Raw genomic sequence first — 14,932 nt, 5'->3', positions numbered from 1 at the left:
CTGGTCGGAAAACCGGTGTCCACTTTTCCGGATCATGCGATCAGCCCTTCATCAGATTGACGTCCTCAACCGCGATCGAGCCGCGGTTGCGGAAATAGACCACCAGGATGGCGAGACCGATCGCGGCTTCAGCGGCTGCGACGGTCAGCACCAAAAGCGCGAAGACCTGGCCGACGATGTCGCCGAGGAAGGTCGAGAACGCCACGAGGTTGATGTTGACCGCGAGCAGGATAAGCTCGATCGACATCAGGATGACGATGATGTTCTTGCGGTTCAGGAAGATGCCGAGGATCCCCAGCGTGAACAGGATCGCGCCGACCGCCAGATAGTGCCCGAGCCCGATCGTCATTTCACCCACTCCGCCGCATCGGCGTCCGAGAGCCCCTGCCCCGGCGCCACCTTGCGCATCGCCATCGCCATCTCGGGCGTGCGCGCGTTCTGAACGTTGATGTCCTGCCGCTTGACGCTCGCCTTGTGGCGCAGCGTCAGCACGATGGCGCCGATCATGGCGACCAGCAGCACCATGCCAGAGAGCTGGAAGTAGTGGATGTACTTCGTATAGAGCACGAGCCCGAGCGCCTCGGTATTGGAGACGTTCGCCGGGATCGCCGCCGTGATCGTCTTGGCGACGCCGGGGTTGATGACCCAGAAGCCGACGGTGAGCAGCAGCTCGAACAGGAAGATGCCGCCGATCACGAGGCCAACCGGCAGATACTCGATGAAGCCCTCGCGCAGCTCGAGGAAATCGACGTCGAGCATCATGATCACGAACAGGAACAGCACAGCGACCGCGCCGACATAGACGACGATCAGCATCATGCCGAGGAATTCGGCGCCCATCAGCACGAACAGGCCGGATGCGTTGACGAAGGCCAGGATCAGGTACAGCACGGAGTGCACGGGATTGCGCGAGACAATCACCATCACCGCCGAGGCGACACAGACGCCGGCGAAGAGATAGAAGAAGAGCGCGGGAAGGATCATGCCCTCACCTCACCGGTACGGCGCGTCGAGCTCGATCGCTTTCGCGATCTCGCGTTCCCAGCGATCGCCGTTGGCGAGCAGCTTGGCCTTGTCATAGAACAGTTCCTCGCGGGTCTCGGTCGCGAACTCGAAGTTCGGACCTTCGACGATGGCGTCGACCGGACAGGCCTCCTGGCAGAGGCCGCAATAGATGCACTTCACCATGTCGATGTCGTAGCGCACGGTGCGGCGAGTGCCGTCGTTGCGGCGCGGGCCGGCCTCGATGGTGATGGCCTGCGCCGGGCAGACCGCTTCGCAGAGCTTGCAGGCGATGCAGCGTTCCTCGCCGTTCGGATAGCGGCGCAGCGCATGCTCGCCGCGGAAGCGCGGCGAGATCGGGCCCTTCTCGAACGGATAGTTCAGCGTCGGCTTCGGCTGGAAGAAATAGCGCATGGCGAGGAAGAACGCCGAGACGAATTCCGACAGCAGAAGCGAGCGAGCAGTGGCGTTGATGTTGATACCCATGACGGCCCTCACTTCGGCGCGATGCCGGCGAAATGCAGCACGCCGGCCACCACGATCACCATCACCAGCGACAGCGGCAGGAACACCTTCCAGCCGAGGCGCATCAGTTGATCGTAGCGGTAGCGCGGCACGATCGCCTTTGCCATCGCGAACAGGAAGAACATGAAGAACAGTTTCAGCGAGAACCAGATGATCCCCGGCACCCAGTTGAAGGGCGGCAGGTCGACCGGCGGCAGCCAGCCTCCGAGGAACAGGATCGTCGCCAGCGCGCACATCGTGACGATCGCGACATACTCGCCGAGCATGAACAGGAGGTACGGCGTCGAGCCGTACTCGACCATGAAGCCGGCGACGAGCTCGGATTCAGCTTCCACGAGGTCGAACGGAGGGCGGTTGGTTTCCGCCAGCGCCGAGACGTAGAACACCACGAACATCGGGAACAGCGGCCAGACATACCAGTTCAGGATGGTCAGCTGCGGCAGCCCGATCAGGCTGGCAAGGCCGCGCGCGTGCTGGGCTTCGACCACGGCCGAGAGATTCAGCGTGCCGGCACAGAGCAGCACGGTGATGATGACGAAGCCGATCGAGACTTCATAGGACACCATCTGCGCCGCCGAGCGCAGCGCGGCGAGGAACGGGTATTTCGAGTTCGACGACCAGCCGGCCATGATGATGCCGTAGATCGACAGCGACGAGATCGCGAAGATGAAGAGAACGCCGACATTGATGTCGGCGATCACCCAGCCGAGATTGGTCGGGATCACCGCCCAGGCCGCGAGCGCCAGCACGCACGACACCAGCGGGGCCAGCAGGAACACGCCCTTGTTGGCGCCGGCCGGGATGATCGGCTCCTTCAGCACGAACTTGAGCAGGTCCGCGAAGGATTGCAGCAGCCCCCAGGGGCCGACCACGTTCGGGCCGCGCCGGATCTGCACCGCCGCCCAGATCTTGCGGTCGGCGAGCAGGATGTAGGCGATCGCGACCAGGAGGACGACGAGCACGAGGACGCTCTGCGCGACCATGATGATCAGCGGCCAGAGGAACCCGGTCCAGAATGCGCTTTCGAAAAATTCCATCAGATCACGCTCACTCCGCTGCGGTCAGCATATGCCCGGAGGCGAGGCGCGAGCATTCCGCCATCACGGCGGAGGCACGCGCGATTGGGTTGGTCAGGTAGAAGTCCTCGACCAGCGGCTTGAACGGCGCCTTTTCCGGCGAGCCGCCCTTCCCTGCCAGCTTCTTGATCTGGTCGGCCGAGCCGGCCTCGATCTGATCGAGACGGATCAGGTGCGGCACCGCCTTGAACACCGCCTGACGCAGGGCCGCAAGCGAGTCGTAGCCCAGCTTCTTGCCGAGCGCTTCCGACAGCGCGCGAATGATCGCCCAGTCCTCGCGGGCCTCTCCCGGCGGGAACGCGGCGCGGCCGGTCATCTGCACGCGGCCTTCGGTGTTGACGTAGATCGCCGACTTCTCGGTATAGGCCGCCGCAGGCAGGATGACGTCGGCGCGGTGTGCGCCGCGGTCGCCATGGGTGCCGATATAGACGACGAAGGTGCCGTCAGGCGCGTTGATCTCGTCGGCGCCGAGCAGGAACAGCAAGTCCAGCGTGCCGAACGTGGTCATCTGCGCAGCGTTCAGCCCGCCGCCGGTTGCGGAGAAGCCGATATCGAGCGCGCCGACGCGCGAGGCGGTCTCGTGCAGCACGCCAAAGCCGTTCCAGCCGTCCTTGACCGCCCCGACGTCGAGCGCGAGCTTGGCAGCGGCCGCGAGAACGGCCGCGCCGTCGTGGCGCGAGGCCGCGCCCCCGCCGACCAGGATGATGGGGTTCTTGGCGTTCTTCAGCACGTCCATGAAGGAGTGCCTGCCGGCCGCCAGCTCACCGAGCGTCTCGGTGCCCGCACCGAGGTGATCGTAGTCGTAGGTCAGATCTGGCTTGGCGCCGATCACGCCGACCTTGAAACCGCCGGCGCGCCAGCGCTTGCGGATGCGGGCGTTGAACACGGCCGCCTCCTTCCGCGGATTGGCACCGATGATGAGCAGCGCATCCGCCTGCTCCACGCCTGCCAGCGTCGGGTTGAAAATGTAGGAGCCGCGGCCGAGCGCGGGATCGAAGGCGTCGCCGCCCTGCACCGCCAGATTGGCCGAGCCGTATTTGGCGAGCAGGTCCTTCAGCGCGAACATCTCCTCGACGCCGGCGAGATCGCCCGCGATCGCGCCGATGCGCTTGCCGTCGGTGCGCGCCGCCTTGGCCGCGATCGCAGCAAAGGCCTCGCTCCAGCTCGCCGCGCGCAGCTTGCCGGCCTCCCGGATATAGGGCCGGTCGAGGCGCTGGGTGCGCAGGCCGTCGACGACGTGGCGGGTCTTGTCGGAGATCCACTCCTCGTTCACCGCCTCGTTGATGCGCGGCAGAATGCGCATCACCTCGCGGCCGCGGGTGTCGACGCGGATCGCAGATCCAACGCCGTCCATGACGTCGATCGACTGGGTCTTGCCGAGCTCCCACGGGCGCGCCGCAAAGGCATAAGGCTTCGAGGTCAACGCGCCGACCGGGCAGATGTCGACGAGATTGCCCTGCAATTCAGACGTCAGCGCGTGCTCGAGATAGGTCGTGATCTCCATGTCCTCGCCGCGACCGGTCGCACCCATCTCAGGGGCGCCCGCCACTTCCGCCGAGAAGCGGACACAGCGCGTGCACTGGATGCAGCGGTTCATCGAGGTCTTGACCAGCGCGCCGAGATATTTGTCCTCCACCGCGCGCTTGTTCTCGGCGAAACGGCTGGTGTCGACACCGTAGCCCATCGCCTGGTCCTGCAGGTCGCACTCGCCGCCCTGGTCGCAGATCGGGCAGTCCAGGGGATGGTTGATCAGAAGGAATTCCATCACGCCTTCGCGCGCCTTCTTCACCATCGGCGATCGTGTCGAGATTTCCGGCGGTTCGCCCTTGGGACCCGGACGGCAATCGCGCACGCCCCAGGCGCAGCTCGCGACCGGCTTCGGGCCGCCCTTCACCTCGACGAGGCACATCCGGCAATTGCCGGCGATCGACAGCCGCTCGTGATAGCAGAAGCGCGGAATCTCGGCGCCGGCCGCTTCGCACGCCTGCAACAGCGTGTACTCGGCGGGGACATCGATCTCTTTGCCGTCGATGATGAGCTTGGTCATTCTTCTTACTCCGCCGCGACCATGTTCACGGGATCGCGGACGCCGATATCGTCAATGTCAGCTCTATGCGAATACTCGTCGATGCGCGCCTCGATCTCGTGACGGAAATGCGCGATCAAACCCTGGATCGGCCAGGCCGCCGCGTCGCCGAGCGCGCAGATGGTGTGGCCTTCGACCTGCTTCGTCACCTCGAGCAGCATGTCGATCTCGCGCTTGTGGGCGCGGCCTTCGGCCATGCGGGTCAACACGCGCCACATCCAGCCCGTGCCCTCGCGGCACGGCGTGCACTGGCCGCAGCTCTCATGCTTGTAGAAATAGGAGATGCGGGCGATGGCGCGGATCAGATCGGTCGACTTGTCCATCACGATGACGGCCGCAGTGCCGAGGCCGGAGCGCAGCTTGCTCAAGGAGTCGAAATCCATCGGCGTGTCGATGATCTGCTCGGCCGGCACCATGCGCACCGACGATCCGCCGGGGATCACGGCCTTGAGGTTGTCCCAGCCGCCACGGATGCCGCCGCAATGCTTGTCGATCAGCTCACGGAACGGAATGCCCATGGCCTCTTCGACGTTGCAGGGCCGCTCGACATGGCCGGAGATACAGAACAGCTTGGTGCCGACATTGTTCGGACGGCCGATGCCGGCGAACCAGGCCGCGCCGCGGCGCAGGATGTCCGGCGCAACCGCGATGGACTCGACGTTGTTCACGGTGGTCGGGCAACCGAACAGGCCGACATTGGCCGGGAACGGCGGCTTCAGCCGCGGCTGGCCCTTCTTGCCTTCGAGGCTTTCGAGCAGCGCGGTTTCCTCACCGCAGATGTAGGCGCCGGCGCCGTGGGCGACGTAGATGTCGAACGGCCAGCCGTTGACGTTGTCCTTGCCGACCAGCTTGGCCTCGTAGGCCTGGTCGATCGCGGCCTGGAGATGCTCGCGCTCGCGGATGAATTCGCCTCGGACATAGATGTAACAGGCATGCGCATTCATCGCGCAGCTCGCGATCAGGCAGCCTTCGATCAGGAGATGCGGATCGTGCCGCATGATCTCGCGATCCTTGCAGGTGCCGGGCTCGGACTCGTCGGCGTTGACGACGAGATAGCTCGGCCGGCCGTCGGTCGATTCCTTCGGCATGAACGACCATTTCAGGCCGGTCGGGAAGCCGGCGCCGCCGCGGCCGCGCAGGCCGGAGGCCTTCATCTCGTTGATGATCCAGTCGCGGCCCTTGTCGATGATGTTCTTGGTGCCGTCCCAGGCGCCGCGGCGCCGCGCACCCTCGAGCCCCCAATCGTGGAGGCCGTAGAGGTTCTTGAAGATGCGGTCCTTGTCCTCGAGCATATCAGTGCTTTCCGATCAACGAATGGACTGCTTGTAGGCAAGTCCGGCGGCGCAGACAGCGAAGAACAGCGCCCAGAGCAAACTGGTCTCCTGCGACGCGTTCATGAAGAAACGCTGCAGCAGGAACATGAAGGCAGCCGCGATCGCGGCGTGCATGGCGACAAAGCCCCATCTCTTCACGGCCGCGGTCCCTCCCATTGCGATGAGATCACGCATCAGGTGATCTCCTTCAACGTTGTCGGCCCGGTGATCGGCGCCGAGAACTGGCGGCCGTTCTGCGGACCGGGTTTGGGCGGATTGCCCGAAGCGAAACCGTCGAGCACCTTGCCGAAGCTCTCCTTGGTCAGGTCCTCATAGGTGTCCTTGCCGATCAGCACCATCGGCGCATTCACGCAGGCGCCCAGGCACTCGACCTCTTCCCAGCTGAAATTGCCGTCCTTGGAGAGATGGAAGGGCTCGTGATGGATGCGGTGCTCGCAGACGTGGATCAGATCCTCGGCGCCGCGCAGCCGGCACGGCGTGGTGCCGCAGACCTGGACGTGGGCTTTCTTGCCCACGGGCGCGAGCTGGAACATGGTGTAGAAGGTCGCCACTTCCAGCACGCGGATATAGGGCATGTCGAGCATGTCGGCGATGACGCGGATCGCGGCTTCCGAGACCCAGCCGTCGTGCTGCTCCTGCGCGCGCCAGAGGATGGCGATCACGGCGGAGGCCTGGCGGCCGGCCGGATATTTCGCGATCTGCTGCTTGGCGAACGCGAGGTTCTCCTCCGTGAACGCGAAGCTCGCGGGCTGGACTTCCTTCGGTGCTAATCGGCGAACGGACATCTCTTCAATCTCTCACTGCATGCGGCGCGCTGTTTTCGCATTCAGGGCTTCGATCCTGTCCTGCCAAAATGCGCTTGCGGTGCCGAAAACGTTGTAGCCGACGTGGGTCGAGACCTTGATGCGGTCTAGGATCGACAGCTCGGTCACGGTCTCCATTCGGTTGCTGCGCGGATCGAACACGATCAGCTTCAGCGGGGTCTGCTCGAGGATGAAGCGCGACACCGCATGAGAGCGGTCGCTGCCGTGCTCCTCGCACATGATGACGCTGTCGGCCTGGAGCAGCCGGGCGCCGCCCTTGATCGCCTCGATCTCGACGCCCTCGACGTCGAGCTTGATCAGGTACTTGCCGGTGGCCGCGACCTTGCCGTCCTCGATCAGATTGTCGAGCGAGATGACCGGCACGTCCTCACCGCCGGCCGACGGATCGCCGGCGATGCTGAAGGCTTCGTGCTTGGTGCCCGACAGCCGCGCCGTGCCGCGGGTGGCGCCGATCGCACATTTCATGGTCTCGAAGCGGCCGCCGTTGACACGGGCGTTGTTGGCGAGCTTCGGGTAGTTCTGCCCCGACGGCTCGATTGCGATGGCCTTGTGCGAACCGAACGGCTCGCTCGAGACCAGCACGGACCAGTAGCCGTAATTGGCGCCGCAATCGAGCAAGGTGTAGTCGACGTCGATGGAGTCGGCGAACAAGAGTTCGAGTTCGTCCTCGTAATTATAGGAGCGGTTGAGCAGCTTGCTCCAATAGCCGTCGCCATAGGGGAATTCGAACACGGCGTCGGGATTGAGCCTGATCGCGATGTTGCGCTCGGGCAGCGTCTTCCGCAGCAGATTGGCGCAGGCGATGTAGCCCATATGCGAGAAGTGCGAGGAGATCTTGGATCCCGTCATCAGCGCCAAGGCAGCCGTCCGCTCCCACAGGTTGGCCCCTTCAAGGGCCCCCGAGGCGCGGTCGAACTGGATTGGCGCCTGCTGCCCCATCAGCGATCGACCTCTCCGAACACGATGTCGAGCGAGCCGAGGATCGCCGAGACGTCGGCCAGCAGATGGCCGCGGCAGATGTGGTCCATGGCCTGCAGATGCGCAAAGCCCGGCGCGCGGATCTTGCACTTGTAAGGCTTGTTGGTGCCGTCGGAGATCAGGTAGACGCCGAACTCGCCCTTGGGCGCCTCGACCGCGGCGTAGACCTCGCCGGCCGGCACGTGAACGCCTTCGGTGTACAGCTTGAAGTGGTGGATCAGCGCTTCCATCGAGCGCTTCATCTCGCCACGGCGCGGCGGCGCGACCTTGTTGTCTTCGACGACGACGGGGCCCTTGCCGTCAGGCGCGTTCAGCTTCTGGATGCACTGCTTCATGATGCGCACGGACTGGCGCATCTCTTCCATGCGGATCAGATAGCGGTCGTAGCAGTCGCCGTTCTTGCCGATCGGAATGTCGAAATCCATCTCGGCGTAGCACTCGTAGGGCTGCGACTTGCGCAGATCCCAGGCCGCGCCCGAGCCGCGCACCATCACGCCCGAGAAGCCCCACTCCCACGCTTCCTTCAGCGGCACCACGCCGATGTCGACGTTGCGCTGCTTGAAGATGCGGTTGGCGGTGAGGAGCCGGTCGAGGTCGTCCACCACTTTGAGGAACGGATCGCACCAGGCCTCGATGTCGTCGACCAGCTTCTGCGGCAGGTCCTGATGCACGCCGCCGACGCGGAAGTAGGCCGCGTGCATGCGGCTGCCCGAGGCGCGCTCGTAGAACACCATCAGCTTCTCGCGCTCTTCGAAACCCCACAGCGGCGGGGTCAGCGCGCCGACGTCCATCGCCTGCGTGGTGACGTTGAGCAGGTGCGACAGGATGCGGCCGATCTCGCAATAGAGCACGCGGATCAACTGGCCGCGGCGCGGCACCTCGATGCCGAGCAGCTTCTCCGCCGCGAGGCAGAAGGCGTGCTCCTGGTTCATCGGCGCGACGTAGTCGAGGCGATCGAAGTACGGGATCGCCTGGAGATAGGTCTTCTGCTCGATCAGCTTCTCGGTGCCGCGGTGAAGCAGGCCGATATGCGGGTCGACGCGGGCCACGACTTCGCCGTCAAGCTCCAGCACGAGGCGCAGCACACCGTGCGCCGCCGGATGCTGCGGCCCGAAGTTGATGGTGAAATTGCGAAGCTGTTCGGGTTGCTCGTTCATGATCAGACCTTCGGCCCCGCTTTTTCATCTCCCGGAAGGACCGGATAGTCCGCCCCTTCCCATGGCGAGAGGAAATCGAACTTGCGGAATTCCTGGTTGAGCCGGACGGGCTCGTACACCACCCGCTTCTCCTGATCGTCGTAGCGGACCTCGACGAAACCGGTGGTCGGGAAATCCTTGCGCAGCGGATGACCCTCGAAGCCGTAGTCGGTGAGGATGCGGCGCATGTCGGGATGGCCGACGAAGAACACGCCGTAGAGATCGTAGGCCTCGCGCTCGAACCAGTCGGCGCCGGGGAACACATCGATCAGCGACGGCACCTGCGTGGTCTCGTCGGCCTGGGCCTTGAGCCGGATGCGGGTGTTCAGGGTCGGCGACAGGAAGTGATAAATCACGTCGAAGCGCTTTTCGCGCGACGGATAGTCCGCGGCCGTGATGTCGGTGAAGTTGATGAAGCGGCAGTTCGGGTCGTCGCGGAGGTACTTGACCACCTCGACGATCTTGCTTGCCTCGACATCGACCGTGAGCTGGTTGAAGGCCACCGAATGACCGGTGGCGGCGCCCGGAAGCGCGCTAACGATCGTCTGCCCCAGGGCGTCGAGCTTGGCGTCGTCCATGACGTAAAACCTTAGCGTTCGATGGTGCCGGTACGCCGGATCTTCTTCTGCAGCAGCAGCACGCCGTAGAGCAGCGCTTCCGCCGTAGGCGGGCAGCCCGGCACGTAGATGTCGATCGGCACGATGCGGTCGCAGCCGCGCACGACCGAGTAGGAATAGTGATAGTAGCCGCCGCCATTGGCGCAGGAGCCCATCGAGATGACGTAGCGCGGCTCCGGCATCTGGTCGTAGACCTTGCGCAGCGCGGGCGCCATCTTGTTGGTCAGCGTGCCCGCGACGATCATCACGTCGGACTGGCGCGGCGAGGCACGCGGCGCGAAGCCGAAGCGCTCGACGTCGTAGCGCGGCATCGACACCTGCATCATCTCGACCGCGCAGCAGGCGAGACCGAAGGTCATCCACATCAGGGAGCCGGTGCGCGCCCAGGTGATGAGGTCGTCGGTCGCGGCCACGAAGAAGCCCTTGTCGGACAGCTCGGAATTGACCTCGAGGAAGAACGGATCATTGGCGCCGACCGGCTTGCCGGTCGACGGATCCAGGATGCCCTTGGGGGCCGGCGCGAGAACCGGACCCGTGGACGATGCAGGGTTCAATCCCATTCGAGTGCTCCCTTCTTCCATTCATAGGCGAACCCGACCGTCAGCACGGCGAGGAACACCACCATGGACCAGAAGCCGGTCGCGCCAAGCTTGCCGAACGCCACCGCCCAGGGAAACAGGAACGCCACCTCGAGGTCGAAGATGATGAAGAGGATGGCGACCAGGTAGAAGCGCACGTCGAACTTCATGCGCGCGTCGTCGAACGCGTTGAAACCGCACTCATACGCCGACAGCTTTTCCGGGTCCGGCTGTTGGAACGCCACGACGAAGGGCGCGATCAGCAGCACGAGGCCGATCAGGCTCGCTACCCCTATAAAGACGACGAGTGGAAGATAGTTCTGCAGAATGCCGCTCATTGGCGAGCCCTTTTTCCCGCAGCCTCGGGACAGCCACGGATTCGTCCGATTTGGAATTATTCTGAGCCTTAGCGCAGTGCACCAATGGGCGCAAGACACGCTCTTTTTAGGCCCTTTGCCGCCCCCAGAACGGTGAAAATCCCGGAATCACCCCGCGGGTGGTATGGAGCAGATCGCTGGGCCCAGCAAGGGCGCCCGCGTTTTGCAGAACTGCAGGGCCGGCAGCACGTCCGGATTTGCTGCGCGCAGGCTGCGTCAGCTACTGATCGCGTGCCGGCCGTGAAAATTGCCCGGTTTTTTGAGTGCGGCAGCGCACCCAAACCCAGGCGATGACCAGCACGGGGGCCCCCACCGTCAGCCAGGCGACATATTGGCCGGCCGTCCCCCAGAGGAGCGCAGCCAGGAGACCGGTGATGGTCGCACCCGCGAGCATGATAGGTGCAGCAAAGACACGTATCCACAGGCGCGAGCGATCGGACCAGCCATGCATCACGACGGGACCGGGGCTCGTCCGGCGAATGCGTCGGCGCGGGGGGGACGTTCGCTTCCGCCGCCGGGCCAGCCAGAGATAGAGGCCGCTGCCGATCACGACGATGGTAAGCAGGTCGAGTGCGGCCCAGATCACCTTGAGCGGCATGCCGCCGTAATCGCCGAAATGCAGCGGCTGCGAGATCAGCAGGGCCTGGAGATAGAGCGGCAGTGCCCTGCTGTCGGCGACCTCCCCACTTTCGCCGTCCAGCAGGACTGGCTTGAGCAGCCGCGATGTCAGCGCCGAGTCGCCTCGCATGAAGGCGGCAAAATGATGCGAGGACGTGAACGGCGTGCCCGGAAAAGCAATGAACGCGATCTCCATGCCGGGGGCCGCCCCTTTCGCGCGGGAGACGACATCATCGAGCGAGGCCAGATGCACGGGCGGCGGCTTGCCGGCATAGGGTGCGACCATGCTGGCGAGTTCGGTCGCCTTCCACTGGTTCAGCATCAGCTCGGCCCAGGTGTTGACGACGCCGGTCAGTCCGACCACCAGCGCCCAGGCCACCGTCGCCACCCCGATCAGATTGTGCCAATCGAGCCAGCGCACGCGTCGGGACGCATGATCACGGATCGTGGCAAAGCGCAGGCGGCGGGTGAACGGCCAATACAGCACCACGCCAGAGACGATGGCGACGGCGAATAGCAGCCCCATCGCACCGAGAAACAATTTTCCGGCCTGGCCTGCGAACATGTCGGTGTGCAGCTTGAGGACGATCAGCATCGGCCCGACGCCGACCGGCCCGAGCAGTTTTGCCGAGACGGCGTCGAAGGCCCGCACCGTCGCATTGTCGGGAAGCCCGTCAGGCGCATTGTTGGTGAACGCCATCACGATCCCGGGCTCGTCCTTGTCCCAGGAGATATATTGCATCACCCGGCCCGGATCGGCGGCGAGCGCGGCGTCGGCGATGGCTTGCGGCCTCGCGCGCGCCGCGCTCGCATGAGCTTCGGGCTGGGGGGCATAGCCCAGGAGCTCATCGATCTCGTGGTGGAACACCAGCGGCAGGCCGGTGAGGCAGAGCAGCAGCAGGAAGACGGTCGAGATCAGGCTGGTCCAGGTGTGGACCACGGACCAGAGCCTGACCGCGCGCGCCTTCACGAAGCCCTCCCCTCGCCGGCGCTTACCACTTGTAGGAGACGCTGGCGGTGACGCGCCGGCGGTCGCCGTAGAAGCAGGAGGTCGGGAACGAACAGCTCGCGACATAGATCTTGTCGGTCAGGTTGACCACGTTGAGCGCCGTACGCCAGTTCTGCCATTCGTAATGAAGCGCGAGATCGCCGAGCACCACCGCGGGAACCTCGAGGGTGTTGGCCGGGTCGGCCCAGGACGAGCCCACGTAGCGCACGCCGCCGCCGAAACCGAAGCCTTCGAGCGGCCCATCCTTGAAGGTGTAGTCGGCCCAGCCGGAGACCAGGAGCTGAGGCGTATTGGTCGGCGCCTTGCCGACCAACGACGGATCGAGATCCCGGCTGTTGAAGAGATGATAGGCGGTGAAGGCGCCGATCAGCTTGAGTTCCTTGGTGGCATTGGCCACCGCTTCGAGCTCGATACCGCGCGAGGTCACCTCGCCGGTCTGGTTCAGCAGGATCGGCGTACCGGCGGTCGTCGCCACGTTCTGCCGCTTCAGGTCGAACACCGAGGCGGTGAAATAGCCGTCGAACCCCTTCGGCGCGACCTTCACGCCGATTTCGGTCTGCTGCCCGGTCTCCGGCAGGAAGAGCTGGTTGCTGGCGTTGAGACCGATGACCGGATTGTAGCTCGTCGCATAGGAAATATAGGGCGCGATGCCGTTGTCGAAATTGTAGATCAGCCCGGCCCGCCCGCTGAACTTGCTGTCGTCACGGCTGGCCACCGCGGCCCCGGTGTCACGCGCGTCCTGCTTTGTCTCGACCCAGTCGTTGCGGCCGCTCAGCACGAGCGTGAAGTTGCCGAGCTTCATCTGATCCTGAAGGTAGGCGCCTGCCTGCTTCTGCGTGATCTGGAAATTGCGGAACGGAGCGCCCGTGAGCGGAATGTTGAGACCGTAGACGGGATTGAAGACATTGATCGACGGGACGGTGCCGAAATTGAAGTTCTGGTAGTCGTCGATCTGATAGCCCTTCAGGTCCACCCCGAACAGCATTGTGTGCCGCACCGGCCCCGTATTGAAGCGATACTCCAGCTGGTTATCGAGATTGGCCTGGTTCGCCGTGTTCTTCGCGTACCAGTTATAACGGCCCATCGTCGCCGTGTTGATGTTGTCCCAGCCGTTGCCGATGAACCCGCGATAGGTCAGGTCGATGTGCGCGAACCGCGCATTCTGGCGAAACGTCAGGTCGTCGTTGAGATGACGTTCGAACTGGTAGCCGAGCATCTCCTGCTCGCGCGTGAACTTGTCGACATTGGGATCGCCGACGAAGAAGCTGGTCGGGATCTTGCCGAACGGCGCGTTCGTCACCGTGCCCTGGTATGGCAGGAAGTTGATGCCTCTTGTGTCCGTCTTCGAGGCCGATGCGAGAACCGTGAAGGTCGTGTCGGCATCCGGCTTCCACGTGAACGACGGCGCGATGAAGTAGTTGTTGTCGGGTGTGAAGTCGACCTGCGTACCACCGTTCCTGACCTCGCCGACGACGCGGTAGAACAGCTTGCCGTCCTGCGGCTGCGTCGCGATCGGCCCGCCGACATCGAAGCCGATATAGGCATTGCCGAAATTGTTGAAGCCGGTTTCGATGTAGCGGATCGGCTCGGCCGGCGGCATCTTGCTGATGACGTTCACGATGCCGCTCGGGCTCGATCCGCCATAGAGCACGGCAGACGGACCGCGCAGCACCTCGACGCGCTCCATGTTGGAGGGCGGCAGCCGCCAGCTCGCATAGGAGGTGTAGAACAGCTGCATGCCGTCGAGGAACAGTCCGATGTCGTCGGACTTGAAGCCGCGGATCAACCACCAATCGTTGCGCGTGTCCGCGCCAAAAGTGCCGGCGCGCACGCCGGCGGTATAGCGCAGCACCTCGTCGAGCTTGTTCGGCTTCTGGTCGCGGATCTGCTCGGCACCGATCACCGACACCGACTGTGGCGTCTCCATGATCGGCGTGTTGGTCTTGGTGCCGGACGAGCTGCGACCGGCGACGTAGCCGTTCACCGGGCCACGCGGCGTCTCGACGAAGCCGACATTGCGCTGCGGCTGCGGCCTGCTCCTGGCCGCGGTCTGCGCCGACCGCGGCGCGCGACGCTGCGGCGTCGCGGCAGCTCGCCGGCGTGCGTCCGGCGCGGTGACGGTCACCGACGGCAGGTTCGTCGCGCCGCTCTGCGCGGACGTTTGTGCAAGCGATGCCTGCGGCACCAAAATCAAAGCGGATGCGGTCGCCAACACGGCCGACCGCAGCATTCCAAGTCTGTTCACGCGCCACCCCAAACGTATTTTGCATGCGTCATGCCGTCAGTCCCGTGACGGCATGCGCTGCGATGAGGCTTATGGGAGGGTGCGCGAATTCCCTAATTGAAATGTTCTTAGAACGACTCTTAGAGTCGATCTAACGACGATCGCGGCGAGATCAGCGCGAACTCTTCTCACTCTCGAGCATGTCGGCGGCGATCGCCGTGAGCTGATCGACCTGCCCCCAGGACCGCCAAGCCGGGTCACCAAGCCTCGGCGGTCATCGCCATGCTCGCACGCTCTTGCTCATTGGGCCGCCCGCGCGATCCGGGATGACTACGGCCATGCCGGCGCCTGAGACCGGGTCCGGCCCGCCCCATCCGGCGAAACCGCTTGGGCGGGAGATGAAACCATTTCGCGGAACCCGCGAAACCATCCGGAAACAGATGGTCCTTAAGACAAGAGCCATAGACGGCGGCAAAGCCCGTCGGGAG

The 14,932-nt window shown here is 64.4% G+C and carries 15 protein-coding genes; all 15 read right to left on the bottom strand.

Annotation, left to right across the window (positions count from 1 at the left end):
- Positions 1-40 precede the first annotated feature (40 nt).
- Positions 41-349 (bottom strand): NADH-quinone oxidoreductase subunit NuoK, encoded by a 309-nt coding sequence (nuoK, locus tag RX330_RS18150; RefSeq protein WP_015685769.1) that lies wholly within the window; start codon positions 347-349, stop codon positions 41-43.
- Positions 346-984, bottom strand: coding sequence for an NADH-quinone oxidoreductase subunit J (locus RX330_RS18145; protein ID WP_063194767.1), 639 nt, complete (start codon positions 982-984; stop codon positions 346-348). The genes nuoK and RX330_RS18145 overlap by 4 nt, the downstream gene beginning before the upstream one ends.
- A gap of 9 nt (positions 985-993) precedes the next feature.
- On the bottom strand, positions 994-1,482 hold the full coding sequence (gene nuoI / locus RX330_RS18140; protein WP_026232873.1) for an NADH-quinone oxidoreductase subunit NuoI: 489 nt from the start codon (positions 1,480-1,482) through the stop codon (positions 994-996).
- A 14-nt stretch (positions 1,483-1,496) separates the two neighbouring features.
- Positions 1,497-2,564: an NADH-quinone oxidoreductase subunit NuoH gene (nuoH, locus tag RX330_RS18135; protein ID WP_131868155.1), complete on the bottom strand. Its 1,068-nt coding sequence runs from the start codon at positions 2,562-2,564 to the stop codon at positions 1,497-1,499.
- A gap of 10 nt (positions 2,565-2,574) precedes the next feature.
- Positions 2,575-4,650 carry an NADH-quinone oxidoreductase subunit NuoG gene (gene nuoG / locus RX330_RS18130; protein WP_212089919.1) on the bottom strand — a complete coding sequence of 692 codons (2,076 nt, stop codon included), beginning with the start codon at positions 4,648-4,650 and terminating at the stop codon, positions 2,575-2,577.
- Between the two features lie 5 nt (positions 4,651-4,655).
- Entirely contained in the window at positions 4,656-5,981 is a 1,326-nt protein-coding gene (gene nuoF, locus RX330_RS18125) for an NADH-quinone oxidoreductase subunit NuoF (protein ID WP_212089911.1), read from the bottom strand.
- Between the two features lie 15 nt (positions 5,982-5,996).
- Positions 5,997-6,197, bottom strand: coding sequence for a hypothetical protein (locus RX330_RS18120; protein WP_212089909.1), 201 nt, complete (start codon positions 6,195-6,197; stop codon positions 5,997-5,999).
- Positions 6,197-6,808: an NADH-quinone oxidoreductase subunit NuoE gene (gene nuoE / locus RX330_RS18115; RefSeq protein ID WP_011087680.1), complete on the bottom strand. Its 612-nt coding sequence runs from the start codon at positions 6,806-6,808 to the stop codon at positions 6,197-6,199. The genes RX330_RS18120 and nuoE overlap by 1 nt, the downstream gene beginning before the upstream one ends.
- A gap of 12 nt (positions 6,809-6,820) precedes the next feature.
- The gene (locus tag RX330_RS18110; protein WP_317239316.1) at positions 6,821-7,786 is read right to left on the bottom strand and encodes an FkbM family methyltransferase; all 966 of its coding nucleotides are present in this window, start codon (positions 7,784-7,786) and stop codon (positions 6,821-6,823) included.
- On the bottom strand, positions 7,786-8,982 hold the full coding sequence (locus RX330_RS18105) for an NADH-quinone oxidoreductase subunit D (RefSeq protein ID WP_028136066.1): 1,197 nt from the start codon (positions 8,980-8,982) through the stop codon (positions 7,786-7,788). The genes RX330_RS18110 and RX330_RS18105 overlap by 1 nt, the downstream gene beginning before the upstream one ends.
- 2 nt (positions 8,983-8,984) lie before the next feature.
- Positions 8,985-9,599: an NADH-quinone oxidoreductase subunit C gene (locus tag RX330_RS18100; protein WP_212089897.1), complete on the bottom strand. Its 615-nt coding sequence runs from the start codon at positions 9,597-9,599 to the stop codon at positions 8,985-8,987.
- 11 nt (positions 9,600-9,610) lie between these two features.
- Positions 9,611-10,198: a NuoB/complex I 20 kDa subunit family protein gene (locus RX330_RS18095; RefSeq protein ID WP_167533053.1), complete on the bottom strand. Its 588-nt coding sequence runs from the start codon at positions 10,196-10,198 to the stop codon at positions 9,611-9,613.
- Complete coding sequence (locus RX330_RS18090) at positions 10,189-10,554, bottom strand: NADH-quinone oxidoreductase subunit A (RefSeq protein ID WP_212089895.1); 366 nt, start codon at positions 10,552-10,554, stop codon at positions 10,189-10,191. The genes RX330_RS18095 and RX330_RS18090 overlap by 10 nt, the downstream gene beginning before the upstream one ends.
- 259 nt (positions 10,555-10,813) lie before the next feature.
- Positions 10,814-12,181, bottom strand: a complete 1,368-nt coding sequence (locus RX330_RS18085) for a PepSY-associated TM helix domain-containing protein (protein WP_317239315.1) — start codon at positions 12,179-12,181, stop codon at positions 10,814-10,816.
- A gap of 22 nt (positions 12,182-12,203) precedes the next feature.
- A complete protein-coding gene (locus tag RX330_RS18080; protein ID WP_317243923.1) occupies positions 12,204-14,450 on the bottom strand; it encodes a TonB-dependent siderophore receptor in 2,247 nt (748 codons plus the stop codon).
- Between the last annotated feature and the right edge of the window lie 482 nt (positions 14,451-14,932).

It is taken from the genome of Bradyrhizobium sp. NDS-1 (assembly GCF_032918005.1).
In the GTDB taxonomy this organism is placed as follows: domain Bacteria; phylum Pseudomonadota; class Alphaproteobacteria; order Rhizobiales; family Xanthobacteraceae; genus Bradyrhizobium; species Bradyrhizobium tunisiense.
This window is presented reverse-complemented; position numbering and strand designations above follow the sequence as displayed.

Coding starts and splice junctions, on each gene's coding strand:
- RX330_RS18090 (WP_212089895.1), bottom strand. CDS start 10,554: ATGAGCGGCATTCTGCAGAACTATCTTCCACTCGTCGTCTTTATAGGG.
- RX330_RS18095 (WP_167533053.1), bottom strand. CDS start 10,198: ATGGGATTGAACCCTGCATCGTCCACGGGTCCGGTTCTCGCGCCGGCC.
- nuoH (WP_131868155.1), bottom strand. CDS start 2,564: ATGGAATTTTTCGAAAGCGCATTCTGGACCGGGTTCCTCTGGCCGCTG.
- RX330_RS18145 (WP_063194767.1), bottom strand. CDS start 984: ATGATCCTTCCCGCGCTCTTCTTCTATCTCTTCGCCGGCGTCTGTGTC.
- nuoE (WP_011087680.1), bottom strand. CDS start 6,808: ATGTCCGTTCGCCGATTAGCACCGAAGGAAGTCCAGCCCGCGAGCTTC.
- RX330_RS18100 (WP_212089897.1), bottom strand. CDS start 9,599: ATGGACGACGCCAAGCTCGACGCCCTGGGGCAGACGATCGTTAGCGCG.
- RX330_RS18080 (WP_317243923.1), bottom strand. CDS start 14,450: ATGCTGCGGTCGGCCGTGTTGGCGACCGCATCCGCTTTGATTTTGGTG.
- RX330_RS18105 (WP_028136066.1), bottom strand. CDS start 8,982: ATGAACGAGCAACCCGAACAGCTTCGCAATTTCACCATCAACTTCGGG.
- nuoK (WP_015685769.1), bottom strand. CDS start 349: ATGACGATCGGGCTCGGGCACTATCTGGCGGTCGGCGCGATCCTGTTC.
- nuoG (WP_212089919.1), bottom strand. CDS start 4,650: ATGACCAAGCTCATCATCGACGGCAAAGAGATCGATGTCCCCGCCGAG.
- RX330_RS18120 (WP_212089909.1), bottom strand. CDS start 6,197: ATGCGTGATCTCATCGCAATGGGAGGGACCGCGGCCGTGAAGAGATGG.
- nuoF (WP_212089911.1), bottom strand. CDS start 5,981: ATGCTCGAGGACAAGGACCGCATCTTCAAGAACCTCTACGGCCTCCAC.
- RX330_RS18110 (WP_317239316.1), bottom strand. CDS start 7,786: ATGGGGCAGCAGGCGCCAATCCAGTTCGACCGCGCCTCGGGGGCCCTT.